Raw genomic sequence first — 25,553 nt, 5'->3', positions numbered from 1 at the left:
TATGTCAAATCCACTAATAAGAGCATCAGATCATTATGTATTATTAGAGCCAGATTCAAAAGAAAAAATTGTATCAAAGCAAGAAGCAATTTTATGGTTGAAGAATTGGCTTAGTAAGACAGAAACACAAACAATATATCAAAATATAGAAGATCCTGATCAGGAATTTTTTGAAGAATTATTGGAAAGCACTTATGAATTAGAAATAAAATTAGGATACGTTATTAAATGGTTTGCAGTAAGAATTGAACCAGATTAACTAATTATTTCTTTATGAATTGCATTAATTATTTTCATAGCTACTTCTTCAATATTTTCCCTTTTTACTTGAATTCTTAAATCTGCTTGAGAATACAAATTTTCTCTAGATTGAAAAATGCTCATATATAAATCATTTAGATTCTTTCCCTGAAGAAGTGGCCTATTTTCAATTTCATTTTTCAATCTTTCAATTGCTATATCTTTGTCGAGATCTATCCAAGCAATTATTCCCTGTCTTAAGATTCCCCAGTTTTCCAATTTAGTAACTATTCCTCCCCCAGTTGAGATTACTAATGAAGGAATTTTGATAGTTTCTTTAAGGCAGTTTGCTTCTAATTCACGGAAATTATATTCTCCTTCATCATTAAAAATTTGATTGATAGATTTTTTTGCCAACTTCTCTATTAATGAATCTAAATCAATATATTTATACTTCAATAATTCAGCCAACTTTAAACCAGTTTGTGACTTACCAGAACCCATCATTCCTATTAAAAAAATGCTTCTGCCCTTTAAAGTATGAACTGTTTTTTTGATAATGGATTGTTCCATAAAGACAAAAGTGTATTTAAAACCTTAATATAGTATTATCGCAGACAGGTATGACTTCTACACAATCCAAACCATTACATGGGAAAGGACGTGAATGCGTCATAACTCGACGTGCCTGCTTTAGTTCTAGTCACCGTTATTGGCTCCCTGAAAAAAGCCCAGAAGAAAATTTATCTCTTTTTGGAAAGTGCAGTATTGCACCAGGTCATGGTCATAATTATGAACTTATTGTTTCAATGGGTGGAGAACTCGACTCTGATGGAATGGTACTTAATCTCTCTGATGTAAAGCATTCTATTAAAGATAAGGTTACTGGACAATTAGATTTTCGTTTTTTAAATGATGTCTGGCCTGAATTTAATGTTAATAATCAAGAGGGTATACTTCCCACAACTGAAGCATTAGTAAAGGTCATTTGGAGTCGTCTAAAAGATGATTTACCTCTTACAAGTCTAAGACTTTATGAAAACCCAAATTTATGGGCAGATTATTTTGGAAAAAACATGGAAGCATTTTTAACAGTACAAACTCATTTTGCAGCCGCTCATAGACTTGCAAAAGAAGAAATATCCTTTGATGAAAATAAAAAAATCTATGGGAAATGTGCCAGAGTTAATGGACATGGTCATAACTATCTTGTCGAAATAACTGTAAAAGGAGACATTGATAAAAGAACAGGAATGGTTTGCGACTTATCTGCCCTCCAAGAGATAATTAATGATTTGGTTGTTGAACAACTAGATCATACTTTTCTAAATAAAGACATCGAATTTTTCCATAATTGTGTTCCAACTGCTGAAAATATAGCTTTATATATTTCTGATATTCTTCAAAAACCAATAGATAACCTTGGTGCAACATTACACAAAATAAGACTCCAAGAGAGTCCAAATAATGCTGCAGAAATTTATGTTGATCAGAAGTTAACCAATTCATTGAAGTTGGAATTTGAAAATAGTTTAGTCACACAAACTTGAGTCTCCCAAGAGTAATAATTGTTATAGCATCTAGTCTTGATGGGAGAATTGCATTTCCTGGAGGTGGAGAATCGCATCTTGGAAGTGAAGAAGATAAAAAAATATTAAATCAAAACTTATCAATGGTTGATGCCACCATTTTTGGTTTAGGTACTTTAATAGCCCATCAATCAACTTACTTAATTAAAAATCTCAATGAAGATGACGAAGTAAATATATCAAAAAGCCAACCAATTTCTATAGTTGCTTCAAATAGCAAAAACTTTAACAGTAATTGGAAATACTTTCGTCAACCAATTAGAAGATGGCTAATAAGCTCAAGTAAAGTTGATAATTCATCGAATAATGACTTCGAGAAACAACTCTTTTTCGAAGATTCATGGGGGAAAACTTTAATTTCACTAAAAAAACAAGGGATAAATAATCTAGCTCTTTTAGGAGGTGCAAAACTTATAAATTCATTTATAAAAGAGGATCTAATAACAGATATAAAAATTACAATAATTCCACGAATTATTGGAGGTAGATATACATGGATCCCTCCAGAACAAACAAATGAGATTTTTAATCTCAAAAGAGTATGGGAAATAAAATCAATTCAAAATTTAATGAATAATGAAATCCATGTTCATTACAAAAAAATTTGAAATAGATTGAATAATAAATGAACCAAAAAATACATAAAGTTGAAGTCAAATTGTCAATTAAGGAAATCTCAAAGGAGATATGGAATGAATTAGCAAATGAAATTAATAATCCATTTTATGAATGGACTTGGCTTAAAAACCTTGAAATATCAAAAAGTGTTTCAAGAGAAACTGGTTGGCAACCTCTATATTTTGTTGCTTATAAAAATGAAGAAATATTAGGAATTGCTCCACTTTTTTTAAAAAATCATAGCTATGGAGAATTCATTTTTGATCAATCATTTGCACGATTGGCTCGAGAGCTGAATTTAAATTATTACCCTAAATTAATTGGAATGAGTCCTTATAGTCCTGTAAATGGATATCAATTTCTTTATAAAAAAAATAAGGATAAGAAAGAAATTACAAATTTACTCATAAACAATATCGAAAGCTTTGCGATTACAAACAAAATTTTAAGTTGCAATTTTTTATATATTGATGAAAGCTGGGGCAACCATCTTAAATCTTTGGGATACTATAAATGGATAAATTCCAGCAGTGAATGGAGGAGTAACGGAGAAAAAACGTTTGATGATTTTCTTTCTAGATTTAACTCTAATCAGAGAAAAAATATCAAAAAAGAGAGGAAATCAATTACTAAACAAGATATTAAAATAGAAATTTTTAATAAAGATGATATCAACCAAGAAATCCTCAAAAAAATGCATAATTTTTATGAACAGCATTGCTCGAGGTGGGGAGTTTGGGGAAGTAAATATCTAACATCTACATTTTTCGAAAAAATTGTTGATAATAAAAAAAATCTTTTACTTTTTAGCGCATCAAAAAATGATTCAAGTGATATTTTTGCTATGTCAATGTGCGTTAAAAATAAAAACAACTTATGGGGTAGATATTGGGGCAGTCAAGAAGACATATCTTATCTACATTTTGAATTATGTTACTACCAGCCAATTGAATGGGCAATAAAAAATAGTATCCATTTTTTTGATCCTGGAGCAGGTGGTAAACATAAAAGGCGGAGGGGGTTTTTTGCAAAAAGCACCATTAGCTTGCATAAGTGGTTTGACAAAAATATGGAAAATATAATTTATCCTTGGCTAAATGAAGTTAATAAACAAACCGAGACGGAAATTGAATTTGAGAATAATTCTATACCCTTTAAATAAAAAATTATTTGGCCTTACGAAAGATTATATTAGTAATATAGTTTTTATTAACTTCTAAGGATGGATTCTAGTAAAAGTTTAGATGAAAAAATAAAGATTGATAATAATCTATCCAACCGATATATAGCATTAGATCCAAATGGTTATTTTATTATAAAAGTAAATTTAGAAGAAAATAAAATAATTCTAGAGCACTTTTTAAATAACATCGATGAGGAAGGCTATGCGCTTGACCCAGAAACAAATGAACAAATCAAATGCGACTCTCAAAATAAAAGAGTTAGTAATGAAGTTTTTAAAGGTATTAGTGCGAAACAACTTGGAATTTTGATTACTGAAGAAAGAAATGACTTAATAACCAGATTCGACCATGCTCTATATTTAGGCCGGGAACTACAAAAAGCAGAAGAATGCTTATACAAAAAATTACCCTATATCCAAGATTAAGAAATTAAACGAAAAAATTTAATCTTTTCATCTGATGTTAAATTAAATAAAAATAAAAAAATTAATGAACATCATTTTCTATTTTGCATTTATCGGTTTTGGTTTTGGAGCCGCTTTCGCATTAGATAAGCTCTTAAGAGCAGTTAAATTAATTTAAAAAAACTACAAAATTTTAATAGTTTCTCCATACAAATCATATTCATCCGCAAACGAAATATTTGCTTCAACAAATTTTCCAATATATTTTTTCAAATCAATTTTATCTTTAACAGATAAAATTACAGTTCCGTCAATTTCAGGAGCGAAATTGTAGGACCGACCTATTAATTCGTTATTGTCTGATATTTTTTCTACCAAAATCTTCATTTTTGAACCAACATATGTCTGATTTTTATCTTTAGAGATATTTTGTTGCACTGAAATAACGTTATCTTTTCTTGCCTCTGCAACCTCTGAAGATACTTTATTTGGCAAATGAAAAGCTGCAGTTCCTTCCTCAGGAGAAAAAATAAACACTCCCACATGATCAAATTTGTGCCTATCCAAAAATTCGAGAAGATGTTCAAAATGTTCTTTTTTTTCTCCTGGGAACCCAACAATGAGACTAGTTCTTAATACAGCAGATGGAATTTCTTCTCTAATTTTCTCCAAAATTGATTTATTCAAAGAAGCTTGCCAAGGTCTATTCATACTCTTCAACACATCTGGATGACTATGCTGAAGTGGCAAATCAAAGTAAGGTACTATATTCTTTGAATCTTTGAAAGCTCTAATAACTTCATCAGTTAAACCTGTTGGATAAGCATAATGTATCCTTATCCAAGGAATTGGAACTTTAGAAAGCTCATTCAAAAGTTTGGCTAATGATGGTTTTCCATAAATATCTTGACCATAATTAGTTGTTATTTGACTAATTAATATGATTTCTTGAATACCCTTTTTTGCAAGACTTTTGGCTTCTGAAACTATAGATTCTATTGTTCTACTTCTTTGAGGACCTCTCAACTTAGGAATAATACAAAAAGCGCAATTATAGTTACAGCCTTCAGCAATGCGAAGATACGCAACAAATTTATTTTTATCTACAAAACGAGGCATTTCCTCATCTGCAATAAATTCAGGTATTTTTGAAACTTCATTAACGATTTCCCCTTTTTCTACTCTGTCTAAAACCTTGGCTATCTTTTGATAATCTCCTGTTCCAACCAAACCTTTTATTTCAGGGATTTCTTTTATAAGCTCATCTTTAAAATGCTGAGCCATACAGCCTGCAACTATTACTTCCTTTCCTTGATTTGTATATTCTAGAATTTTTCTAATAGATTCTTCTCTAGCAGTTTCAATAAAACTGCAAGTATTTACAACAACAACATTTGCATCATTTATATTGCTGTCAACTTCATAACCCTCTTTATCTAATAAGCCTTGCATATGTTCAGTATCAACAAGATTTTTCTCACAACCAACATGACTAAATGCGATCTTAGATAGTTTTTTTTCTTTTACATTGAGACTATTTTGTTTCACAACTTGAAAAATAAGAATTAAAAGATTTGAACAGCATTTCGTATATAACTCTCATGCCAAGATAATATTAGGATAGATAATGTAAATAACAAACTTTCTTTTTGTATGGCCCTTAAGACTTTAAACAGAAGAAATAAAAAAGATTTGAAATGGCCAAAAATCATAATCGCAATTCTTAGCACTATAGGCATAGTTGACACAGGTTCGATTACTTTAAAAAACTGGGGATTATTTACTTCTCTTTCATGCCCAGGGATACAAAATGGTTGTGAAACAGTTTTAAATAGTCCTTGGGGTACTTTATTTGAAAATAATCAAGTTAATATACCTCTCTCATTAGCTGGATTTATAACATATTTATCAATATTAGTTATCACAATAATACTCTCGCTTAATTTAATTTCCCCAAAAGAAAAACTAAATAAGTTTTTATGGTGGTTAGTATTTCTAATTTCTTGTGCGTCATCAACCTTTAGCTTTTTATTGATAAATATAATGTTTTTCAAGATTCAAGCATATTGCTTTTTTTGTATACTTTCAGCAATTTTATCGTTTTCTATCTTTATAATTTCTATGATTGGAGCAAAGTTCGAAAGTAGAGAACCTATGATTTTTAGAGGTTTCATTGTAGCCATTAGTGTCCTGCTGGGGGGCCTAATTTGGTCAACAAACGTTGACCCCTCTAATGCTATTGATGTTGCAAACCCCACTGAAAATGTATCGCCAATAATTACCACTTCAAGCTCTCCCCAGAAGGTAAAGTTTGCAAAATTTTTAAGTGAAAACAATATTGTTATGTATAGTGCATACTGGTGCCCGCATTGCCACGATCAGAAACAATTATTTGGTAAGGAAGCAGTTAAAGAATTAAAAGTAGTTGAGTGTGCTAAAGATGGTAAAGATAATGAGTATGAGCTATGCCAAACGAAAGGAATAAGTGGATTTCCTTCTTGGGAAATAAATGGAGAAATTACTAGTGGTACTCGTGACTTAAATGAATTAGCAACAAAAACCGACTATCAAGGAGATCTTAATTTTTAATAAATCTTTTTTGAATTTTTTGATCTAACTGTTGTCTAGTATGGCATTCCCAATTTTTATCTTTATCAGGGAAATCATCTCTATAATGCCCTCCTCTACTTTCTTCTCTAAATAGACAAGCCTTTAATAAAGTTATGGTGGTTATTTGTCTATTCTTTAAATCAAGTAAAAGATTTAATGCTCTTCTATTGCGTTCACTAAGTTTTATTTTTTGATCAAATTTTATTTTTTCAAGACTATTTAGTAAATCATTTTTATTTAATTTATCTATATCATTTTGAATGTAATTTAAAAATTTACTCATATTTACCTTATTTCGAGATACACCTAAATTTAACCAACATAGTTTTCTTAGATTATCAATTTTTTCAGCAATTATAGAAATTTTATCTTCTTTAGGATCTTCAATATCAAACTCTTGAAATGATCTATCAAATTTTTCAAATTTAGACAGGTCATTCAAAACAATTGAAGACATTTTTCTTGCGAAAACAAGACACTCCATCAGTGAATTACTTGCCAGTCTATTAGCACCATGCACTCCTGTAGAAGCAACTTCTCCAACGGCATATAATCCTTTTCTTGTTGAAGATGCATTTAGATCAGTTTTAACACCGCCCATCCAATAATGAGCTGCAGGGGCTACGGGAATAACTTCATTTAAAGGGTTAACGCCATAATCCTGGCATCGACTTAAGATCGTGGGGAAGCGCTCTACAATTTTTTCTGGGTCAATATACCGAAGATCTAAACCAACATGGTCTACATTATTATCATGCATATTTTTCATAATTGCTCTACTTACCTGATCTCTAGTAGCTAGATCACGATTCTCAAGATTTTTAACTGGACTTTCACCATTTTTATCAACTAAAATCGCTCCTTCCCCTCTAAGTGCCTCAGATATTAAGAAGCAAGGTGCACCATAAAATTTTAAAGCTGTTGGATGAAATTGCACGAACTCTAAATCTTCAATAGCAGCTCCTGCTTTCCATGCAAGAGCAATCCCTTCACCAGAGGATTGAGCAGGATTAGTTGTATTTGTAAATAAGTGTCCACCCCCACCTGTAGCCAAAACAACAGCTCTAGATTTAATCCAATATAAATTTGCTCCATCAAGAACCTGAACTCCTCTACATTCTTTATTTTCAATGAGAAGTTCAGTTACTCTTACACCCCTGCAATGAAGAATATTTTTTTGATTCTCAACATGATCTTCTAGAACTTCAACTAATGCTCGTCCAGTACGATCTTTAACATGTAAGACTCTTCTTCGTGAATGGGCTGCTTCCAAGGTAGTAGCTAGTTGATCAGAACTTTGATCAAAAATCATCCCTAAATTCTGCAACCTTTCTACACAACCTGGAGCTTCTTTAACTAGCATTTCTACAGCTTGAAAATCACATAGTCCATCACCTGCTTTTAAAGTATCCTCAGCATGAAGATCAAATGAATCATCTTGTCTAACAACAGATGCAATTCCGCCTTGAGCCCATCTACTAGAAGATACCTTACTAGTATTTCTATTTAAAAGAAGTACTTTTAAATTTGAGGGTAATTCAAGACAAGTCATAAGGCCAGCAGCTCCAGCGCCTATAACGATTACATCCCAATTATTTATTGGTATCGGTTCTTGCGAAAATGGAGGCCTTAACATCAAACCAATCCACTAAAAGTTGGTTGCAGAATTGCTAAAACAATAAAAATACCATCAACAATTAATGTCGTTTGAATTACGTAACCAGAAACTAAGAGTGCTTTACCACTAGTAGTATTAATTGTGCCAGAATCTAAAATTTCTTTTGAAATAAACCAAAGTATAAGAGCAACAAAAACGATAATAGATAATGATTTTATTTGAATAAGACTCTCTGAAGTTTTTTGAAGAATCATGGGTGCATTTTCAGAATCTGCTGTAATTACCTGCCTCCATTGATCCATGATTCCAATTAGAAATATTGTAATGTCGGTAACTGCGGTTCCAAATAAAGAAGAGATATAAAAACTTGAACCTATTTTCCAATTAGTACCAAATCCAATTAAAGCTAATGGAAGAACTACAGCTTCAACAGGTATGTGTAGGATAGGAAATGGGCTTAACCATCCCCAGAACAAACATCCACCAAGCCAACTACCTGATATACCAACTAATAATGAACTGACAATAAACCACTTATTTGATCCTTTTTTATTCAAAACAATTGCCACTAAGAAAATAACAAAAGTAAAACAAAGAGCACTTATTGGTTCAAATCTAACCCAAGGGGCTTGAACAAAAATAGGTAAAATTACAAAAAAAGAAGACCACAATCTTAAAGATATAGGATTTGATAAAAAAATATTTTCGTATGAATCAACTGTCTTTTGGGATTCATAGTTGAATTTATCTTTTACTTCTAAATTTTTTGTAATTAATTCTTTCAATGAAAAAGGTTATTTTAATTAATCTAAATCGTGTTTTAGAAAACTGCGAATGTCATATTTTAATAAATAAAAGGCCCATAATTTCACACCTATATTTAGTTTTTTAAAAGTATTTAATACACTTTGAGTCATATATAAGTCTAGAATAAATATAAATAAGAGTATTTGGCCTTAAATTGTGTGGCAAGAAATTAATTACAATGAAGATACCATTGATTTTTTGGTTCCTAATATTACTTATAAAATTAAACCTGCAGAAATTGAAAGTATTGAAGCTAATTCTATTGCTGAAGAAATAGGATTTGAATCAGGTGATTCAATTATTAGTATTAATGGGAAAAAACCAAGAGATTTAATTGATTATCAGATTCTGATTAGTGAAGAAATTTTAGATATATCAGTTTTAGATAAAAATCATGAGATTCACAATATAAATATTGAAAAAGATCAAGACGTTAATTTAGGTATAAATTTTAAAGATGCATTATTTGATTCAATCAAGCAATGTAATAATAGGTGTCCATTTTGTTTTATTGATCAACAGCCAAGTGGAAAAAGAAAAAGCCTTTATATAAAAGATGATGATTATAGATTAAGTTTCCTATATGGCTCTTATTTAACTCTTACGAATTTAAAAAAAGAAGACTGGGAAAGGATTGCTATGCAAAAACTATCCCCACTTTTTATTTCAGTTCATGCTACTGATCCCGCCACAAGAGAAAAATTATTAAAAAATAAAAAAGCAGGAGTGATACTTGATCAAATTTCATGGTTTGAAAAAAACTCTATTCAAATACATGCTCAAATTGTTGTTTGTCCAGATATAAATGATGGGGATATTCTTGAGAAATCAATTTTGGAGCTTGCTGAATTTTACAAAAAAACCTCTCAAACAGTACTTTCAGTGGCAATAGTTCCTGTAGGACTTACAAAATTTAGACCTGAAAATGATGGATTGAAAGCAATAAACCCAGAATACGCAAAAAACACTATTAAACAAGTAGAGAGAATTCAAGCCTCTCTACAAATTACTCTTGGGACTCGTTTTTGTTGGCTAGCAGACGAATGGTATTTAATTGCTGGTACAAATTTACCTAGTTACAAAACCTACGAAAATATGCCACAAGAATCTAATGGAGTTGGGACTATTAGAAACTTTCTAGAAGCATTAAGAGAGAAGACTCAAAACCTACCCCAAAAAGTAAAAAATCCAAAAAAAGTTAGTTGGATTGTTGGTAAATTAGTTTATGAAGCACTAATTCCTACAGTTAAGAAATTAAACTTAATTAATGGATTAACAATTAATTTATATGGTTTGCCAAGTATTTATTGGGGTCAAGATCAAGTTGTTACAGGTCTTCTTACTGGAGAAGATCTAATTTACGGGCTGAGAAATAAGGATTTAGGAGAAGCTGTTTATATACCATCTATTATGTTAAAAATTAATACTGATTTATTTTTAGATGATAAAAATATTCAAGAAGTTGAGAATCAAATAAATACTAAAATTCACGTTCTTGATGATTCAAATGATATTATTAATACTTTGATTGGTTAATCAAATATTTTCGAAACTATAAAAGATGCTTAGAAGAGTAATAAAACCTTTTTTATTATTGCCACTTACTCTAAGTATGCATACCTTTAATGTTCTATCGAGCGAAACAGAAAATTACATTGATAATGTTTTAGAAGAAAAATCAAATATTACTTTTGTTGATCATCAAGAAATAGAAAAACTTATATTAAATAATCAAGAATTAAAATCATTACAAAACCTAGTAGCCTCTGCAAGCTTTAATCTTTCCAGTCAAATTGCCAAAAGATACCCATCCTTAGATTTTCAAGCCAATGGGTTACCAAAATATGTCACAGGTAAAAAGTACAATAGCAATTCACCTACTTTAAAAACATCACAATTTACGGCTAATCCCTCCCTGAATATTAAATGGGATGTAATTGCCCCACTAAGAGGATCTGAAATCAAAATTGCCAAAACAAATTACAAAATTGCAGAAAATAATTTTGAGATTAAGAAAAAAGATTTAATTCAAGAAGCAAGAATCAGATATCACAAATACAAAAAGTCATATCAAGATATTCAGAATAAAAAATTTACGCTTGATTTATCAATTACAAGTTTAGAAAATGCTAAAGCGAAGCTAGATGCTGGAATTGGTACAAAATTTGAAGTTCTTGAAGCAGAAGCTCAATTATCTCGAGATCAACAATCACTTAATGAAAAGAAAATAGAACATGAAATTAATAAAATTTCTCTTAAAGAGATTCTTAATGTTAAGGGAGATTTCGAAACTAATAAAGAGCAAAATCTTATAGGGTTTTGGAATCATAAATTGAATAAGAATATTAATGAGGGTTTGGATAAAAATCTTTCCTTAAAAAACCTTATTCTTCAAAAATCAATCAAAAAGAACCAAGCTGAGAGCTTTTTAGCTCAAAATAAGCCAAATATCTATATCAGTAATTCATTATCTAGTACATTTTCAAAGGGTGACTCTCTAGCAACTAATATCGACTCTGATAAATCTGGATCTAATTATACAAATACCATAAGTCTAAATTTTGCATGGAGTATTTTTGATGGAGGACAAAACAAGAATTCCTACAAATCAAAAATAGCAGATGCTGAAGCTGAAAAATATGCTTATGAAAATCTAAAAAATGTTTTGACCACAAGCATTAGCAAAGCTTACCTAAATCTCAAATTAAATGAAGAGAAAATAATTTCTTCTCTTAAGGAAATTGAATCTAGTGAAGAGTCTGTAAGGCTTTCCAGGCTTAGATATGATGTTGGAATATCAACCTTAAAAGATGTTCTTGTTAGACAAAGTGAATTAAGTAATGCGAAATCAAAAAATATTAATGCAATATATAATTACAATTTGAATTTAGATGAATTAGAAAGATTAACTTTTATTGATATAAGTAAAAGTTGTTTGGGAATTAATAATACTAAAATTAAAGATACAGAGTCTATTTGCAATATACAAAGATGAATGCACCAAATTTAACTGATAATCAACTAAGTGAATTAGATTCTTTATTTGAATTAGTTAGTCAACGTCAGAAAAAAGATTTTGGTAATATTAGCGCCAGCAATAAAGCAGATGGATCATTATTAACAAGTTGTGATTTATGGAGTGACAAAACAATCGTAGATGGCTTAGCTTCAATAGCTCCAGGTGAGGGCGTCCTTAGTGAAGAAGGGCAAAAGTCAGTTCCAAACTCAAAAGCTTATTGGGTGGTCGATCCACTAGATGGGACAACAAATTTTGCTGCGGGCATTCCTTACTGGTCTATATCAGTGGCAAGGTTCGTTGATGGTAAACCGGAATCTTCTTTTTTAATAATTCCTACATTGAAAAAAAAGTTTGTATCAATTAAAGGTAAAGGGGTCTGGTTAAACAACCAAAAAATAGATCCTAGCCAAAATAATCGTCAAAGTGAATGCATTTCTTTGTGTAGTAGGTCTATAAAAATTTTACAAAAAAAACCAAATTCAGTATTTCCTGGCAAAATCAGACTCTTAGGCGTATCAAGTTTAAATCTAACGAGTGTAGCTATGGGACAAACTTTTGGAGCGATAGAATCAACCCCAAAGATATGGGATATTGCAGCAGCCTGGCTGCTATTAGAAGAACTCAATTGTTCTATAGAGTGGTTAGAAACAGACCCTTTAAATTTAGTTGCAGGAGAAGACTTGAGCAATGTTAATTTTCCATTAATTGCTTGTAGATCTATAGAAAAATTTGAAATTTTAAAACCATGGGGCAATTTATTATTGGGAAAATAGTTGCATCATAAATAAATAATTGCTTGAAAAAATTCTTAATCAGATACAATAAAAAATAAATAAATAAAATATTTGAAGAAAATTAATATGCAGCGGAGTTCAACATGGATACTTAAAAGTTTATGGGGAGCTTGTGAGCGATGGAGCAAATCTGATTGTGTTGATTTAAGCGCTGCATTTGCATACTACACACTTCAATCATTTTTTCCTATTCTTCTGATTTCTCTTTCAATAGCTTCATGGTTTCTAGGAAAACAAGAAGGATTAGATCAACAAATAATTTCTATTGCTGCTCAGATTTTACCTCCTTCAGTAGTTGAGTTAGTAGAAACAACATTATTTAATTTGATAGATCAAGGTTTTGGGGCAGGTATCCTGGGAGCTATGTTTTTGCTTTTTACAGCAGGAAATGCATATCTATCTCTTCAAAGAGGTTCAGATAGGCTTTGGGAAGACGAAATTCCTTCTAAAAAAGTAAATGCTGCTTGGAGAGTCCAAGCTTCCAGGTTTCTCAGAAATAGAGTTGAAGCCTTTTTAATAGTATTCTTTATTGGTTTTTTAATGGTCCTAGATCAGATTAGTGCAAATCTTAGGATGATCCCAAGTAACGTTTTAGAAAATCTTTCAAAATCTAATAATCTTATTTCTGATTTATTATTAAAGTTGCCGCTATTACAGGTTGGTCAGTTTGCAATACCATTAATCGGTTTTTCTTTAATGGCTCTTTTATTACAAGCCCTTTTACCCAGTAGAAAAGTTCCCTTAAAACCACTTTTACCTGGATCTTTTCTGATTGGAATTGGCCTAACCACTTTAAACTTAGCAGTAAGTAAAAGTATTCTCTCACTTGGAGCAAGATTTCAAGCATATGGTTTTATTGGAGGATTTCTTGTACTTACTTTGTGGGTATGGTTACTAGGAGTGATTTTATATTTTGGACAGTGCTGGAGCGTCGTTATTGCTAGTATGACTTTATTAAATAAAAAAAGAAAACATAGATAACAATAACAAAGATGAATTATTTTCTTAAGGCTAATAAAAATTTTCTTACTTACTCATTAATCATACTTATAGTACTTCCAATTTTTGGAATAAACTTTTTTATAAGCTTTCTCGGTAAAATTCTACTGCTATTATTTTTAATTCCTCTACTATTAGTAATATTAGTACTAATTGGTTTTAACTTTTACAAATCAAAAATTAATACATGTAATAGTTGTGGATCAATATCCTTAGGCTCAAATGAAACCTGCATGAATTGTGGGGCAAATATAGAAAATATTAGTAATAACAATCAATTTAATAAAAAGCCTAGTGAAAGCACCATTGAAGTGAAAGCAGAAGAAGTAAAGTAAAAATCCTAACCTATTCCGATTTGTCGAAGAATGCTTTGTCCAGTAATTAATTCAGTACCAAGACCAATCAAAATACCCATCATTGCCATACGACCGTTCCAGGTTTCTGCATAATTGACGAAACCAAATCTTGGTTGATTGTCATCTTTCATAATTAACTAAATTATTTATTAGATCATTTTAACGTTTTAAGGAAGAATTTATGAAAAATAATAAATTATTTATTTAACATGTCTTACACCATCAACAGGTCGATACTCATCTCCAGTTAATTCCTCATATACAATTGCTGGTAATCCTGTATCAAACATTGTTTGCAATGCTTCTTTCAACATAGGGTTCCAACCTCCAGTACTAACTTTTCCATGTCTTACAGTCCAGTCCCAAGTCCCTTGGAGATCTCTAGGCAATCTACCTTCTCTATCTCTTCGAGCGACCAAGTCTAAAGATTCAACTAAACCAACAGTTACTGGATTTTTACCGTAAGAAGGGGTAAGACTTAGTTCAAGTCTGACTGGATCTTCTTTAACCATTTTTAAACGAAACCTTGGGGGTAATTTGAGAGATCTTATTACCGCTGAGACAATTTTTGTTCTAAATTCCAATTTCTTTCCTAATGTAATTTGATTAATCAGTTGTTGAACCCTTTTCTTCTAATGTAGAGTCATTATCATTCGAAAACCTTACTGTTAATAACTCCTCTTCTGTTATGTTCCCTGATTTATCTAAAAGTTCTGGATGTATTGTGTACTTTTTTTGTTTAAAACTGGAAGTACTGAAAGATTTATTTTTATTATCGGATATACCCCAACCATTAGACATTACTCTAAAAGCCTTCCAAACTAAATAGGTTAAGGCTGCAGAATATATTATTGGGAATAAAATAGTCATTAAACTTATAAATTAATTATTTGTATTTTTAATATCATAGCCTGAAAAAAATAAATTTAGCTGTTTTAGGATAAAAAATTATTCTCTAGATTAAATTAAATTTTCTAGTAGTTATATTTAAATTACAATAATATATTATATAGAATCCTTCGAAGAACTTAATAAAGTCAAAATTGAAAAAATACATCCAAAAGCTATTACTACTAGCCTCTTTAATTAATGTGGGCATTACATGTCCTGCAAAAGTAATATCCCAACCATTAAGTAAACCAAACATTAATGAAGTTAATTTATTTTCAAACAAATCTTTTATAACTAAAGCTGTAGAAAGAACCGGTGCAGCTGTAGTGACAATAGATACTCAAAGATATATTAAAAAAAGAAAAATACCAAGAAATTCTCAACTATTTCTAGACCCATATTTTGAAAGATTTTTTGGATTAGATTTACCTAATGACAATCGTCCAAGGATAGAGCAAAACCAGGGAAGTGGATTTATATTTGCAGATGGACTTGTAATGACTAATGCTCATGTTGTGAATGGATCCGATAAGGTGATTGTTGGTTTAACCAATGGCAAAAAATTAAACGCAAAACTTATAGGGCAAGACTTTTTTACTGATTTAGCTGTGCTAAAGATTGAAGGAAAAGGACCTTGGCCAAAAGCAAAATTGGGCAATTCGGATAAGATTAAAGTTGGTGATTGGGCTATAGCAGTTGGAAATCCATTTGGACTAGAAAACACAGTTACACTTGGTATTATTAGTAATCTCAATAGAAACGTAACTCAATTAGGAATATATGATAAAAAACTTGAACTGATACAAACAGACGCTGCTATTAATCCTGGAAATTCTGGAGGTCCATTACTGAATGGAGATGGAGAAGTAATTGGTATTAATACCTTGATAAGATCAGGGCCAGGAGCGGGTTTAAGCTTCGCAATCCCAATTAATAAAGCAAAGGAAATTTCCTATCAACTTATAAAAAATGGAAAAGTAATTCATCCTATGATTGGAATTAGTCTAGTAGAAGAGAGTAATTCCGAAAGGAAAGATTATGTCGTAAAAGTTGGATATATAGTACCGAACAGTCCAGCTGAAAAGAGTGGAATCAAGATAGATGATATTTTAATAAAAGTAGGAAATAAAGATATTGAAACCGCATCAGACGTTATAGACCAAATAAGTAAAAATGGCATCAATAAACAAGTCAATATATTGTTGAAGCGTAAAAATAAATTTATTAAATTAAAAGTAATCCCAACTGATATAACTAATCTACAAAAAAACTAAAAAAGATTTAACTGCCATTCTCTTTAAGTATTTCCACGCACCTAGAAATACATCTACCATCCCTTATATCGCAGGTAGCAATGCATTCAAAATAATTTTCAATAGGATCGGAAATTGGAAACTGTTTTTCTTGGAAATCGTAATTTTTCATATTAATTTTAAAAACTTATTTTTGTATTTTTTAGACTAATCAAGAACCGTAAACTATGTAAAGATAAATGAGTGATCTTGCTTAGCCAAATGTAAACATTATTAAGAGCAATCAAATTTTTTTATGGCTTTGAGTTTTTTCTAAAAAATATTCGTAATTACCATCATATGAAAATAACTTTGAATCTTTAATTTCGACAATTCTATCTGCAACCTTTGAAATAAAATACCGATCATGAGAAATGATTAATAATGACCCTTTATAATTTCTAATTGCTAATTCTAGGTTTTCCTTAGATTGCAGATCCAAATGATTAGTTGGCTCGTCCAAAAGAAGAAAATTACTGGGATTAATAATCATTAGTGCCAATGCTAATCTTGCCTTTTCTCCCCCACTGAGATGTTTAATATATTTAAAGACAGTTTCATTTGAAAAGCCAAAACCTCCTAAAAATGTTCTTACTTTTTTTTGGGACCATTCTGGAGACTTATCACATAATAAATCAATAACCCTTTCCTCAGGGGAAAGTGCTTCAGCCTGATTCTGTTCATAATAGCTAGTAATTATATTGTGTTTACCAAGAATAATTTCTCCAATTTCAGGAGATATTTTTTTCATAATAATTTTAAGCAAGGTAGATTTACCGCAGCCATTAGGTCCTAATATTGCTATTTTCTCACCCGAAGAAATCTTTAAATTAACATCTAAAAAAAGAATTTTATCCTCAAAACTATGAGACAAATTTTTGATATTTAGAACTAATTTTCCAGAGCGAGGACAATCTGGAAAATTAAAAACAGGACTTTTTGTTTTTGCTATGGGAGCCTCAATTTTAGAAATCTTTTTTAATTGTTTTTCTCTACTCTTTGCTTGGGAACTTCTTGTTGCACTAGCTCTAAATCTATCTATATACTTTTTCTGTAACTCAATTTCTTTTTGTTGTAGTAGATATGCCTTATTTTGAGATTCATCATTTAAAGACTTCTGTTGAACAAAAAAAGTGTAGTTCCCATTATATATTTCAGATGTTCCTCTATCTACAAAAATTATTTTTTTACATAATTTGTCTAAGAAATACCTATCATGGCTGATTATAATAACTGCAATCTTAAGCGAAGATAGATATTCTTCGAGCCAGAAAATAGTATCTAAATCTAAATGATTGGTTGGTTCATCCAGTAACAGTAAATCAGGTTTTTGTAAGATTATTTTTCCAAGTGCAACTTTCATCTGCCAACCACCTGAAAAATTGCCTACTAATTTATCAGCATCTTCTATAGAGAAACCTAATTTTGGTAATATTTTTTCTACATCAGATTGCATTTTATAACCACCTAGAGCTTCAAATTGTTCTTGATATTTAGCGAGTTGATTTACAAATATTTCAAGTTGATCGGAATGTTTTTTTATATTCAATGATTTCATTTTATTCTCAATTTCTAAAAGTTTAATAGCAACAATTTGTATATCTTTGAAAGAACTTTCTAATTCTTGTCTAACTGAAAAATTCAAATTACAATCAAACTCCTGTTTTAAATGGGCAATTTTAGGATTTCCCTCTTTAATGATCGTTCCACTTGTTTGCTCTTCCTCTCCAATTAAAATCTTAAATTGGGTTGATTTACCTGCGCCATTAGAACCAACTAAGCCAACTTTTTCTCCTTTCTTAATCTCCCAATTAATATTTTTTAAAACAACATCTGTAGAATAAATTTTACTAACACCTTCGAATCTAATCACTGTTTTAAAAATAGAATTTACAAAATCTGTGGCTTATTTACTAAAAAATATTTTGTGGAATAAAATTAAATTATGAAAAGAATAGAACAAATTGTAGTAATTTTCATAGCTGCAGCTCTTGCAATACCAAGTTATTGGTTTTTTTGGACTTTAGCTGGTGGAGGTGGCTACAACAAAAGAATAAAACCTATGACTAATACAAATAATAGTTATTCTAAACCCTTTCCTAAAGACCTCCTCGAGCCTTAATTAACCACATTTTAGTTGCCTCATCATCAATAGTACTTAAATATTCAATAACCTCTTCTTTAGTCACAGAAATATTTAAATCTTTGCCAATGTCGCATATTTTATCTAAGGCTTTTTTGGGATTAGTTAAGGCTATCATAAACAAACTCTGTTTCTTTTTGGAGTCGTTAGATATTAACTTATAGAGCTTCTCAGCATTAGTGGACATGTTTTTAAAATCTATTTATTAATAGACTATTACTTCAAGCTACATTTTGTTCATTATATTTATTAATAGATAAATCATTATCCGCATCTTGTATTTCTTTTGCTGAGGCATCTGCCATACTTCTTGCGTCTAAACATAAAACTTTTCTAAGTTTCGCGAAATTAGCTGCATGAGATTTTCTTCCATCTTTTTGGGCATAGTACTCAGACTGCTGAAGAATATGGTGAAGATGAGTTAACAAATATGGACTAATTACAGCTGATACCAAAACATCACTATTTTCATTATCGTGAGAATCAGAATTAACTAATCTTTTTTTCTTTTTATCAATTATCGACCTTTTAGGAGAATCAATTTTTCTTGAATTTTTCATGGGACAATAAAAACAATTAATTGATAGGGACATAAATTTCCTTACTAATAATATACACAAAGATAGTATCCTTGACTAACTGTGTATACTTATAAGTAACAGTTATCAACTTTGACTAATGGCTACCCGTCAAAACTCAACTAATGGGAAGCCTAAATCCCCTCGAATTCAGGTAGTTCTTCCAGAATCAATATGTGAGCAGTTAACTACTTTAGCTAATTGTGAATCTAGGACAGTTAGTAATATGGCAAAAGTGTTAATACAAGAGGGTATAAAAAAATACTTCGAGAAAGAGGGTCGATCACTGTTCTCAGAAAATAATTTAAATACCGATAAATTTAGAGACGAACTTGAAAAACAAAGCGTAAGAAGATTAAAAAGAGCTCCTCAAAGGATTAGATACTATAAAAAATCTGACTAAAATATTTAATTCTGCGGCAATTTTTGTAAATCTGCAGTTTTTCCCATTACTACCAAAATGTTTCCTCTTTCCAAGATATATTTTGCTGGAGGATTAACTGTTAACTCTTCAGCAGGTCCTGCTGCAAGAACATTTACTAAATAATTTTTCCTCAAATTTAAATCTCTCAAAGATCTACCAATAAATTCCTCTGGAACAGTTATTTCATCTATACCAGTTTGGTTATCGAGTTCCAATCTTTCAATAAGATTTGGTCTTACTAGTTCTAAACCTAATCTTTCTCCTTGCATTCTAGAAGGGAAGACAACTTTATCTGCACCTACCCTTTTTAACATTTTTTCGTGCAAATCACTCGTAGCTCTTGCTATTACTCTTTTCACTTTGCTACCTTCACTATCTTTAGCAATAAGTGTTGTAGTTATACTTGCTTCAATAGGTTCACTTATACCTACTACGACAGTATTCATTTCAAGTATTCCGGATTCTTTCATAGACTCTTCATCAGTACAATCTACAACTCTAGCTTCTATAGAAGGTTCTAATTGTCTCAAATCATCAATAGCTTTTTCCGAATAATCTGCAGCCAAAACATCTGCACCATTACTTATAAGTTCTCTACAAACAGCAGTTCCAAATCTTCCAACGCCAACAACTGCAAAAGTGAGGGCTTCTTTTTCTCTCTTTTGAGACCACTGCCACCAATCAGCCATAATAAAACTTAGTCAATCCTAAACATAAAGATCAGCCCTAGGATAGCCAATTCTCTTTTGCCTATCTATTCTACTCTTATAAAGAGCCTGCCAAAGTGCACTTAAAAGCAAAAGGATACCAAGTCTGCCCACAAACATTCCAACAATAAGAATAAATTGGCCGAAATGATTTAATTTTGCAGTTAAACCAATATCAAAACCAACAGTTGCAAATGCAGATATGCAAGTAAACAGAATTTCTAGGAATGTGAAAGATTCTTTCTTAACAAACGTATTTGTTGTACTTAGCAACATTGCCATTAAAAGAACAAAAAGTAAAGATCCAACTGTGATTCCAACTGCCTTTAGAATAACTTTATCTGAAATTAATCTATTGCTAATAATTACATCTTTCTGACCTCTTAAAGTTGATCTAGTTGCAGCCATTAAAGCAATAAATGTAGTTGTTTTTATTCCTCCGCCAGTACCTCCGGTACTCGCTCCTATAAACATCAAAGTCATTAATAACAAAAGACCAGTATCTGAAATCGAGTTCAAAGAGATTGGATAATGTGTAAATCCTGCAGTTCTTGCACTTACTGTTTCAAAGATTGATGACAATAACCGTTCAAACAAATTCAAATCATTAAAAAATTGACTATTAAGCAATGATTCAGTGATAAAGAATCCTAATGATCCGAATAATATTAGAGACAAACTCGTCCTAATAACTAGTCTGGAATGAAGGCTTAATTTTTTATAAGAAAGATTTTTTTTATTACTCCAAATATCATCAATAACCCGCCATCCCAATCCACCCATAAAAATGAGAAAAACAAAAACACTATTTACCAAATAATTTGTTCTATAGTCTTGAAGACTATTTGACATTAAAGAAAATCCTGCATTGTTATATGCAGATATGCTGTGAAAAATAGAGGACCACATTCTTTCCCAATTATTTTGAATGTCTACAAATCCAAAAGAATATAAAACAATTGCGCCCAAGGATATGATACTAATCGCCGTAATAGCTATGCTTTGAAAAGTTCGACCAATTCCTCCAACTCCAAATTCATCTAGAGTCTTTCCTTTGTCTAATCTAGTTCTTAGCTTTGTCCCCTTTACAACAAACCCTTGCAAAAATGTTGTAATAGCCATTAATCCTAAACCACCCGATAAAAGCATAAAAGCCAAGAAAACTTGACCAAATAAATTTAAATCAGCACCAATATCTATTATGGTTAATCCAGTTACGGTTATAGCAGAAGTAGATGTAAAAAATGCTTCCCACAAACCAACTTTTGAAGATGAACATAATGGAGAACTCAAAATTAAAGTTCCCAGGCAAATAATAAACAAGCCTGTAACAATAGTAAATTGAGGTACAGATAGCTTTTTGTAAGCATCTTTTAACTGATAAACCTTACTTGTGAATTTCAAAATATTACCCGTAATTTAAAATGATCAATGCTGGTATCGTAAATGACATTATAAATGTCAATCCAGCGCCGTATTTTGCGATATCGAAAAATCTATATCTTCCAGGACCATAAACCATTAAATTCGTTTGATAACCCATTGGAGTCAAAAAAGATTGACTTGCACCGAATAAAACAAGCATTATTAAAGCGCTTGGTGAAATGCCTAATACATTTGAGAATTCAATAGCAACAGGCAAAATCAAAGCAACGGATGCAGCATTGCTTATAAATTGTGTAAGAATAACTGTCGATACAAAAATTACAACTAGTGCAAAATAAAGAGGCATTCCATTAAGGGCAAAGTTTAGATTGACTGCTATTAAATCTGCTAATCCTGTTACTTGCATAGCGACACTAAAGCATGATAATGAGCCCAACAATAAAATTACGTCTAACCTAATTGATTTTTGTATCTCTGCAGGTCTTAAACATCCACAAGCAACCATAGCTATAACTGCTAAAAGTACTGAACCTACTAATGGAATATTTGAAACCGAAGGCAAAACCACCATTCCTATTGCAATTCCAATCGATATAGGTTTTTTTATCAAGAAAGGTAAATCATCTTCAAATTGATCTAAAATAAGCAAATCATTACTTGCTTGCAAACCTCTTATTGAATCTAATGGTGCTTGCAATAATAAAACATCTCCAGCCCTTAACACAGCTTGACCTAATCTCTCCTGAACAGTTTGTTGACCTCTTCTTAGTGCCAAAACTGTTGCATTATGACGCTGTCTAAATCTTAATTCTCTCAAACTTGCACCAGCCAGAGTTGAGCCAGCTGGCAAAAGGGCTTCAAAGGTCTTTATACCTTCATCATCTGAGAAAACATTTGCTCCATCGAAAGATGTTTTGTTTTCGCCTAAAAGAATGGTATGTTCCTGCTGCAGCCTAAATAAGTCTGCCCTTGTAACGCGAATTATTAATCTATCATCCGGTTCAATCTTCCTATCAGCCAAAGGAGGAAGAATAACTTTTCCATTTCGTTGTAATTCCAGAACATCAACATCAAATCGTCTTTGCAATCTACTATTTCTGACAGATTGTCCAACCAATTCTGAAGTAGAGGGAATAGTAACTTCAGTAAAATATATATTCATATCACCATTTTTAATAAATTCCTTATCCCTCCCTCTATCTGGCAAAAGCATGTCAGAAACAAGAATCATATAGGTTGTACCTATAAGCCATACTGGAATTCCGATTGAAGTCAAACTAAATAATTCCAAAGATCCATAACCTAATTGTTGACTAATATCACTTACAAGAAGATTTACTGAGCTTCCTAATAATGTCAGGGTTCCACCTAATAAAGTAGCAAAAGAAAGAGGTAATAAAACTTTTGATGGTGATATATTTCTCCGCTCACACCAACCTTCAATTAAGGGTAACAAAGATGCTACTACAGGAGTATTAGGTACAATTCCAGATATTGGAGCAATAAGAAAAGCTATTAAAGAAATTAATTTCCTTGGAGTTCTAATACTTTCAGAAGAAATCAATTCTCTTACTCTGTCTAAAGCACCACTTTTAAATAATGCAGAAGAAACTGCAAATAAACCCATAAGCGTAATTAAGGATGGGCTACCAAATCCAGCTAAAGCTTTTTCAGGAGAGAGAACACCTGTAGCTATAAATATTCCAACACATAACAAACCAGTCAATTCTGGCGCAATAGTATTTTTAACAAACAAAATTATTGACATTATTAAAACAACTACCGTTATAAACGCATCAAAATTATTACTAACTACTGCAATTAAATTCATACGAAACTTATTTAACTCAATATACCCAAAAACAATATTTCAAAAAAGTTTAATCGGAATTATCTTTTTTAAGAAACTTTTTAAAAATAGATTTTTTTTGGAATATCCATGAAGATGCAGATTTTAAGCTTTCAGTAATATCAGGCAACTTAGAAGCATATATAAGTCTTCTTACCTCAAAAGCTAATTTCCCAGATAAAGTAACCCCAAGCCCAGAGATTGAAGCTTCGCTTATTCCTAAGCTAATCATTTCACCATTGTCTTTAAATTCAAAAGGTAAAGGATCCTTTCCTTGAATTAAAAGTTCTAAATTATTAGCCAGATGATTTCCTTCCTGCATAGCGACCTGAGCGGTGATGGGTAAATCCTCCATTCCTTCAATAACTGAAATATCGCCAATAGCAAAACAGTTTTTATAGTTTTCTATTTGCAAATTATTATTAACTAAAATTCGTCCAAACTTTTTTGTTATTACATCAGTTTCTAAGTAAGACAAATTAGGTTTAACACCTGCAGTCCAAATAACAATATCTTTATCCAAAGAAGTTATTCCAATATCACTAGAAATACTAATTTTAGTTTCTGAAACTTCTTTAACTGTGGAATTCAAAAGAACGTTGATTTTTCTTTTTTTTAATGCTTTCTCTGCTTGTTCTCTATTAAAAATTTTGTTTTTATTAAGAATTTCATTTGATTTTTCTATTACATTAATTTCAAATTGTTCTGAAAATATATCTTTAATTTTGCATGCCAACTCTATGCCAGAGGGACCACCTCCAATTATGAATAACTTTTTATGAAACACAGTTTCTTGTGATTTTTTTAAAAAAGAATTCAATTTATTCATATCATGAAAATCATTAAAAAAATAACAATTTTCATCTACACCTTTTATTAAAAAACTATTTGGAATAGATCCTGTACAGATCACAAGATACTGATAACTTAATTTTAAATCGTCACTAAATTCAAGAATATTTTCTGTGAAGAAAATCTTGGTTAAACGATTTCTTAAAAAAGTTATCCCCGCATCAGAAAAAATATTTGCAAATTTTGGGGTGGCTTCCCAACTTCTTACTTCTTTACTTAAAACTTCATACATTAAAGGTTTAAATATAAAGTTAGTTTCAGAATCAACTACAAGAATGGGTAAAGAAGGATTAAGATTCTTTAAATTCAAAGCAAATGTCATACCTGCAAAACCTGCTCCAACTATTACTATTGGTTTTTGTATTGATTTCATTAGAGAGATATTGTTATGCGTAAATGTATTATTAAACTATACGAATAATTTTTAAATTGAGCGAAATAACATTAAACTCATAATCAAATTGAAGAATGATTAAAAACATCCACAAAGATATTCAAACTAACTTAAGGAAATATAATCAAGAGCTAGAAGATAAAAAACCTGAAGGAATGCTTACATGGGGTTATGAAAAGTTTGATAATCAATTTGCTATTACAACAAGTTTTGGTATACAGTCATCAGTCCTTTTACATATGGTTAGTAAATTACGTCTACAAAAAAAAATCAAAATATTTTGGATAGATACAGGGTACCTACCTCCAGAAACATACCATTACGCTGAAAAGCTAATTTACGATTTATCCTTAGAAGTAGAAGTTCTGCAAAGTGAATTATCTCCAGCAAGAATGGAGGCTAAATACGGAAAACTTTGGGAAACAAATAAAGAGAGTGATTTAGATAAGTATCATGATTTAAGAAAGATTAAACCTTTAGAAAATGGTCTAGAAAAATATAATATTTCCTGCTGGGCAAGCGGTGTTAGATCAAGTCAAACAAACAATAGAAACAAAATGAAATTCCTTGACGTAATTCGTCAAAGACTTTCTTTAAGACCTTTATTAAATTGGACAAATAAAGATATTTTTTATTATATGGAAGAGAATAATTTACCTGACCATCCTCTTTTTATTAAAGGTTATTCTTCTGTAGGCGATTGGCATTCAAGTGGCCCCGATGGTATGGAGACAAAAGGCAGAGATACAAGATTTGGGGGAGTTAAACAAGAATGTGGAATACACACCAATAATTAAAT

31 protein-coding genes are annotated in these 25,553 nt (G+C 30.9%); 16 read left to right on the top strand and 15 right to left on the bottom strand.

Annotation, left to right across the window (positions count from 1 at the left end):
• Position 1 precedes the first annotated feature (1 nt).
• Positions 2-259 carry a chlororespiratory reduction protein 7 gene (locus HA149_RS00585; RefSeq protein ID WP_011375677.1) on the top strand — a complete coding sequence of 86 codons (258 nt, stop codon included), beginning with the start codon at positions 2-4 and terminating at the stop codon, positions 257-259.
• Here HA149_RS00585 and HA149_RS00580 read toward each other — a convergent pair.
• Complete coding sequence (locus tag HA149_RS00580; RefSeq protein ID WP_209112072.1) at positions 256-813, bottom strand: shikimate kinase; 558 nt, start codon at positions 811-813, stop codon at positions 256-258. The genes HA149_RS00585 and HA149_RS00580 overlap by 4 nt on opposite strands.
• A gap of 50 nt (positions 814-863) precedes the next feature.
• Here HA149_RS00580 and HA149_RS00575 point away from each other — a divergent pair, with 50 nt between their 5' ends.
• From HA149_RS00575 to petL, 5 genes are all read left to right on the top strand, one after another.
• A complete protein-coding gene (locus tag HA149_RS00575) occupies positions 864-1,790 on the top strand; it encodes a 6-pyruvoyl trahydropterin synthase family protein (RefSeq protein WP_209112070.1) in 927 nt (308 codons plus the stop codon).
• Positions 1,787-2,437 (top strand): dihydrofolate reductase family protein, encoded by a 651-nt coding sequence (locus tag HA149_RS00570; protein WP_209112068.1) that lies wholly within the window; start codon positions 1,787-1,789, stop codon positions 2,435-2,437. Before HA149_RS00575 ends, HA149_RS00570 begins: the two co-directional genes overlap by 4 nt.
• Positions 2,438-2,454: 17 nt before the next feature.
• A complete protein-coding gene (locus HA149_RS00565) occupies positions 2,455-3,609 on the top strand; it encodes a peptidogalycan biosysnthesis protein (protein WP_209112066.1) in 1,155 nt (384 codons plus the stop codon).
• Between the two features lie 60 nt (positions 3,610-3,669).
• Complete coding sequence (locus tag HA149_RS00560; RefSeq protein ID WP_209112064.1) at positions 3,670-4,056, top strand: DUF4346 domain-containing protein; 387 nt, start codon at positions 3,670-3,672, stop codon at positions 4,054-4,056.
• A 64-nt stretch (positions 4,057-4,120) separates the two neighbouring features.
• Positions 4,121-4,213 carry a cytochrome b6-f complex subunit PetL gene (petL, locus tag HA149_RS09665; RefSeq protein WP_011375671.1) on the top strand — a complete coding sequence of 31 codons (93 nt, stop codon included), beginning with the start codon at positions 4,121-4,123 and terminating at the stop codon, positions 4,211-4,213.
• 5 nt (positions 4,214-4,218) lie between these two features.
• Here the strand turns inward: petL and rimO are convergent, their stop codons facing one another.
• Entirely contained in the window at positions 4,219-5,583 is a 1,365-nt protein-coding gene (gene rimO, locus HA149_RS00555; protein WP_209112062.1) for a 30S ribosomal protein S12 methylthiotransferase RimO, read from the bottom strand.
• A 105-nt stretch (positions 5,584-5,688) separates the two neighbouring features.
• Between rimO and HA149_RS00550 the strand changes: the two genes are divergently transcribed.
• Complete coding sequence (locus HA149_RS00550) at positions 5,689-6,624, top strand: vitamin K epoxide reductase family protein (RefSeq protein ID WP_209112060.1); 936 nt, start codon at positions 5,689-5,691, stop codon at positions 6,622-6,624.
• Here the strand turns inward: HA149_RS00550 and nadB are convergent.
• Positions 6,614-8,281 carry an L-aspartate oxidase gene (nadB, locus tag HA149_RS00545; RefSeq protein WP_209112058.1) on the bottom strand — a complete coding sequence of 556 codons (1,668 nt, stop codon included), beginning with the start codon at positions 8,279-8,281 and terminating at the stop codon, positions 6,614-6,616. The two genes, HA149_RS00550 and nadB, sit on opposite strands and share 11 nt — an antisense overlap.
• Complete coding sequence (locus tag HA149_RS00540; RefSeq protein WP_209112056.1) at positions 8,281-9,048, bottom strand: DUF3120 domain-containing protein; 768 nt, start codon at positions 9,046-9,048, stop codon at positions 8,281-8,283. Before HA149_RS00540 ends, nadB begins: the two co-directional genes overlap by 1 nt.
• 178 nt (positions 9,049-9,226) lie before the next feature.
• Here HA149_RS00540 and HA149_RS00535 point away from each other — a divergent pair, with 178 nt between their 5' ends.
• The 5 genes from HA149_RS00535 to HA149_RS00515 all read left to right on the top strand — a co-directional run bounded on the left by HA149_RS00535 (position 9,227) and on the right by HA149_RS00515 (position 14,217).
• A complete protein-coding gene (locus HA149_RS00535; RefSeq protein ID WP_209112054.1) occupies positions 9,227-10,606 on the top strand; it encodes a TIGR03279 family radical SAM protein in 1,380 nt (459 codons plus the stop codon).
• Between the two features lie 25 nt (positions 10,607-10,631).
• Positions 10,632-12,065, top strand: coding sequence for a TolC family protein (locus HA149_RS00530; protein ID WP_209112052.1), 1,434 nt, complete (start codon positions 10,632-10,634; stop codon positions 12,063-12,065).
• Positions 12,062-12,862 (top strand): inositol monophosphatase family protein, encoded by an 801-nt coding sequence (locus HA149_RS00525; RefSeq protein WP_209112050.1) that lies wholly within the window; start codon positions 12,062-12,064, stop codon positions 12,860-12,862. Before HA149_RS00530 ends, HA149_RS00525 begins: the two co-directional genes overlap by 4 nt.
• Positions 12,863-12,949: 87 nt before the next feature.
• Positions 12,950-13,864 (top strand): YihY/virulence factor BrkB family protein, encoded by a 915-nt coding sequence (locus tag HA149_RS00520; RefSeq protein ID WP_209112048.1) that lies wholly within the window; start codon positions 12,950-12,952, stop codon positions 13,862-13,864.
• 11 nt (positions 13,865-13,875) lie between these two features.
• Positions 13,876-14,217, top strand: a complete 342-nt coding sequence (locus HA149_RS00515; protein WP_209112046.1) for a hypothetical protein — start codon at positions 13,876-13,878, stop codon at positions 14,215-14,217.
• 5 nt (positions 14,218-14,222) lie between these two features.
• Here the strand turns inward: HA149_RS00515 and HA149_RS00510 are convergent, their stop codons facing one another.
• From HA149_RS00510 to HA149_RS00500, 3 genes are all read right to left on the bottom strand, one after another.
• Positions 14,223-14,369, bottom strand: a complete 147-nt coding sequence (locus tag HA149_RS00510; protein ID WP_209112044.1) for a high light inducible protein — start codon at positions 14,367-14,369, stop codon at positions 14,223-14,225.
• A gap of 69 nt (positions 14,370-14,438) precedes the next feature.
• The gene (locus HA149_RS00505) at positions 14,439-14,822 is read right to left on the bottom strand and encodes a hypothetical protein (protein ID WP_209112042.1); all 384 of its coding nucleotides are present in this window, start codon (positions 14,820-14,822) and stop codon (positions 14,439-14,441) included.
• Between the two features lie 22 nt (positions 14,823-14,844).
• Positions 14,845-15,108 carry a DUF2973 domain-containing protein gene (locus HA149_RS00500; protein ID WP_209112040.1) on the bottom strand — a complete coding sequence of 88 codons (264 nt, stop codon included), beginning with the start codon at positions 15,106-15,108 and terminating at the stop codon, positions 14,845-14,847.
• Positions 15,109-15,281: 173 nt separating this feature from the next.
• On the opposite strand from HA149_RS00500, the gene HA149_RS00495 reads away from it, so the two are divergent.
• Positions 15,282-16,403, top strand: a complete 1,122-nt coding sequence (locus HA149_RS00495) for a trypsin-like peptidase domain-containing protein (protein ID WP_209112038.1) — start codon at positions 15,282-15,284, stop codon at positions 16,401-16,403.
• Positions 16,404-16,410: 7 nt separating this feature from the next.
• On the opposite strand, the gene HA149_RS00490 is transcribed toward HA149_RS00495, so the two are convergent.
• Both HA149_RS00490 and HA149_RS00485 read right to left on the bottom strand, forming a co-directional pair.
• Positions 16,411-16,554, bottom strand: coding sequence for a hypothetical protein (locus tag HA149_RS00490; protein ID WP_209112036.1), 144 nt, complete (start codon positions 16,552-16,554; stop codon positions 16,411-16,413).
• Between the two features lie 111 nt (positions 16,555-16,665).
• A complete protein-coding gene (locus HA149_RS00485) occupies positions 16,666-18,294 on the bottom strand; it encodes an ABC-F family ATP-binding cassette domain-containing protein (protein ID WP_209112034.1) in 1,629 nt (542 codons plus the stop codon).
• A gap of 72 nt (positions 18,295-18,366) precedes the next feature.
• On the opposite strand from HA149_RS00485, the gene HA149_RS00480 reads away from it, so the two are divergent.
• Positions 18,367-18,543 carry a hypothetical protein gene (locus HA149_RS00480; RefSeq protein WP_209112032.1) on the top strand — a complete coding sequence of 59 codons (177 nt, stop codon included), beginning with the start codon at positions 18,367-18,369 and terminating at the stop codon, positions 18,541-18,543.
• On the opposite strand, the gene HA149_RS00475 is transcribed toward HA149_RS00480, so the two are convergent.
• Together HA149_RS00475 and HA149_RS00470 are read right to left on the bottom strand one after the other, a co-directional pair.
• The gene (locus HA149_RS00475; RefSeq protein WP_209112030.1) at positions 18,521-18,751 is read right to left on the bottom strand and encodes a hypothetical protein; all 231 of its coding nucleotides are present in this window, start codon (positions 18,749-18,751) and stop codon (positions 18,521-18,523) included. The genes HA149_RS00480 and HA149_RS00475 overlap by 23 nt on opposite strands.
• A 34-nt stretch (positions 18,752-18,785) precedes the next feature.
• Positions 18,786-19,124: a hypothetical protein gene (locus HA149_RS00470; protein ID WP_209112028.1), complete on the bottom strand. Its 339-nt coding sequence runs from the start codon at positions 19,122-19,124 to the stop codon at positions 18,786-18,788.
• Between the two features lie 118 nt (positions 19,125-19,242).
• Between HA149_RS00470 and HA149_RS00465 the strand changes: the two genes are divergently transcribed.
• Positions 19,243-19,545 carry a ribbon-helix-helix domain-containing protein gene (locus HA149_RS00465; protein ID WP_209112026.1) on the top strand — a complete coding sequence of 101 codons (303 nt, stop codon included), beginning with the start codon at positions 19,243-19,245 and terminating at the stop codon, positions 19,543-19,545.
• 5 nt (positions 19,546-19,550) lie between these two features.
• Here HA149_RS00465 and HA149_RS00460 read toward each other — a convergent pair whose 3' ends face one another.
• The 4 genes from HA149_RS00460 to HA149_RS00445 are packed head-to-tail and all read right to left on the bottom strand — an operon-like array spanning position 19,551 to position 24,733.
• Positions 19,551-20,255, bottom strand: coding sequence for a potassium channel family protein (locus HA149_RS00460; RefSeq protein ID WP_025915394.1), 705 nt, complete (start codon positions 20,253-20,255; stop codon positions 19,551-19,553).
• An 18-nt stretch (positions 20,256-20,273) separates the two neighbouring features.
• Complete coding sequence (locus HA149_RS00455) at positions 20,274-21,677, bottom strand: potassium transporter TrkG (RefSeq protein WP_209112024.1); 1,404 nt, start codon at positions 21,675-21,677, stop codon at positions 20,274-20,276.
• A gap of 4 nt (positions 21,678-21,681) precedes the next feature.
• Positions 21,682-23,490: an SLC13 family permease gene (locus HA149_RS00450; RefSeq protein ID WP_209112022.1), complete on the bottom strand. Its 1,809-nt coding sequence runs from the start codon at positions 23,488-23,490 to the stop codon at positions 21,682-21,684.
• A gap of 49 nt (positions 23,491-23,539) precedes the next feature.
• Positions 23,540-24,733: an NAD(P)/FAD-dependent oxidoreductase gene (locus HA149_RS00445; protein ID WP_209112020.1), complete on the bottom strand. Its 1,194-nt coding sequence runs from the start codon at positions 24,731-24,733 to the stop codon at positions 23,540-23,542.
• A gap of 95 nt (positions 24,734-24,828) precedes the next feature.
• On the opposite strand from HA149_RS00445, the gene HA149_RS00440 reads away from it, so the two are divergent.
• Positions 24,829-25,551, top strand: a complete 723-nt coding sequence (locus tag HA149_RS00440; protein ID WP_209112018.1) for a phosphoadenylyl-sulfate reductase — start codon at positions 24,829-24,831, stop codon at positions 25,549-25,551.
• The last annotated feature ends 2 nt before the right edge of the window (positions 25,552-25,553 follow it).

This window comes from Prochlorococcus marinus XMU1406, assembly GCF_017696055.1.
Lineage (GTDB): Bacteria > Cyanobacteriota > Cyanobacteriia > PCC-6307 > Cyanobiaceae > Prochlorococcus_A > Prochlorococcus_A marinus_W.
This window is presented reverse-complemented; position numbering and strand designations above follow the sequence as displayed.

What these genes read in the sequence shown, in the direction of transcription:
- HA149_RS00480 (WP_209112032.1), top strand. Translation starts at nt 18,367, where the DNA reads ATGAAAAGAATAGAACAAATTGTAGTAATTTTCATAGCTGCAGCTCTT.
- HA149_RS00565 (WP_209112066.1), top strand. Translation starts at nt 2,455, where the DNA reads ATGAACCAAAAAATACATAAAGTTGAAGTCAAATTGTCAATTAAGGAA.
- HA149_RS00550 (WP_209112060.1), top strand. Translation starts at nt 5,689, where the DNA reads ATGGCCCTTAAGACTTTAAACAGAAGAAATAAAAAAGATTTGAAATGG.
- HA149_RS00530 (WP_209112052.1), top strand. Translation starts at nt 10,632, where the DNA reads ATGCTTAGAAGAGTAATAAAACCTTTTTTATTATTGCCACTTACTCTA.
- HA149_RS00470 (WP_209112028.1), bottom strand. Translation starts at nt 19,124, where the DNA reads ATGAAAAATTCAAGAAAAATTGATTCTCCTAAAAGGTCGATAATTGAT.
- HA149_RS00560 (WP_209112064.1), top strand. Translation starts at nt 3,670, where the DNA reads ATGGATTCTAGTAAAAGTTTAGATGAAAAAATAAAGATTGATAATAAT.
- HA149_RS00440 (WP_209112018.1), top strand. Translation starts at nt 24,829, where the DNA reads ATGATTAAAAACATCCACAAAGATATTCAAACTAACTTAAGGAAATAT.
- HA149_RS00580 (WP_209112072.1), bottom strand. Translation starts at nt 813, where the DNA reads ATGGAACAATCCATTATCAAAAAAACAGTTCATACTTTAAAGGGCAGA.
- HA149_RS00445 (WP_209112020.1), bottom strand. Translation starts at nt 24,733, where the DNA reads ATGAAATCAATACAAAAACCAATAGTAATAGTTGGAGCAGGTTTTGCA.
- HA149_RS00575 (WP_209112070.1), top strand. Translation starts at nt 864, where the DNA reads ATGACTTCTACACAATCCAAACCATTACATGGGAAAGGACGTGAATGC.
- HA149_RS00525 (WP_209112050.1), top strand. Translation starts at nt 12,062, where the DNA reads ATGAATGCACCAAATTTAACTGATAATCAACTAAGTGAATTAGATTCT.
- HA149_RS00515 (WP_209112046.1), top strand. Translation starts at nt 13,876, where the DNA reads ATGAATTATTTTCTTAAGGCTAATAAAAATTTTCTTACTTACTCATTA.
- HA149_RS00500 (WP_209112040.1), bottom strand. Translation starts at nt 15,108, where the DNA reads ATGACTATTTTATTCCCAATAATATATTCTGCAGCCTTAACCTATTTA.
- HA149_RS00475 (WP_209112030.1), bottom strand. Translation starts at nt 18,751, where the DNA reads ATGTCCACTAATGCTGAGAAGCTCTATAAGTTAATATCTAACGACTCC.
- HA149_RS00520 (WP_209112048.1), top strand. Translation starts at nt 12,950, where the DNA reads ATGCAGCGGAGTTCAACATGGATACTTAAAAGTTTATGGGGAGCTTGT.
- HA149_RS00490 (WP_209112036.1), bottom strand. Translation starts at nt 16,554, where the DNA reads ATGAAAAATTACGATTTCCAAGAAAAACAGTTTCCAATTTCCGATCCT.
- nadB (WP_209112058.1), bottom strand. Translation starts at nt 8,281, where the DNA reads ATGTTAAGGCCTCCATTTTCGCAAGAACCGATACCAATAAATAATTGG.
- HA149_RS00460 (WP_025915394.1), bottom strand. Translation starts at nt 20,255, where the DNA reads ATGGCTGATTGGTGGCAGTGGTCTCAAAAGAGAGAAAAAGAAGCCCTC.
- HA149_RS00450 (WP_209112022.1), bottom strand. Translation starts at nt 23,490, where the DNA reads ATGAATTTAATTGCAGTAGTTAGTAATAATTTTGATGCGTTTATAACG.
- HA149_RS00585 (WP_011375677.1), top strand. Translation starts at nt 2, where the DNA reads ATGTCAAATCCACTAATAAGAGCATCAGATCATTATGTATTATTAGAG.
- petL (WP_011375671.1), top strand. Translation starts at nt 4,121, where the DNA reads ATGAACATCATTTTCTATTTTGCATTTATCGGTTTTGGTTTTGGAGCC.
- HA149_RS00510 (WP_209112044.1), bottom strand. Translation starts at nt 14,369, where the DNA reads ATGAAAGATGACAATCAACCAAGATTTGGTTTCGTCAATTATGCAGAA.
- HA149_RS00465 (WP_209112026.1), top strand. Translation starts at nt 19,243, where the DNA reads ATGGCTACCCGTCAAAACTCAACTAATGGGAAGCCTAAATCCCCTCGA.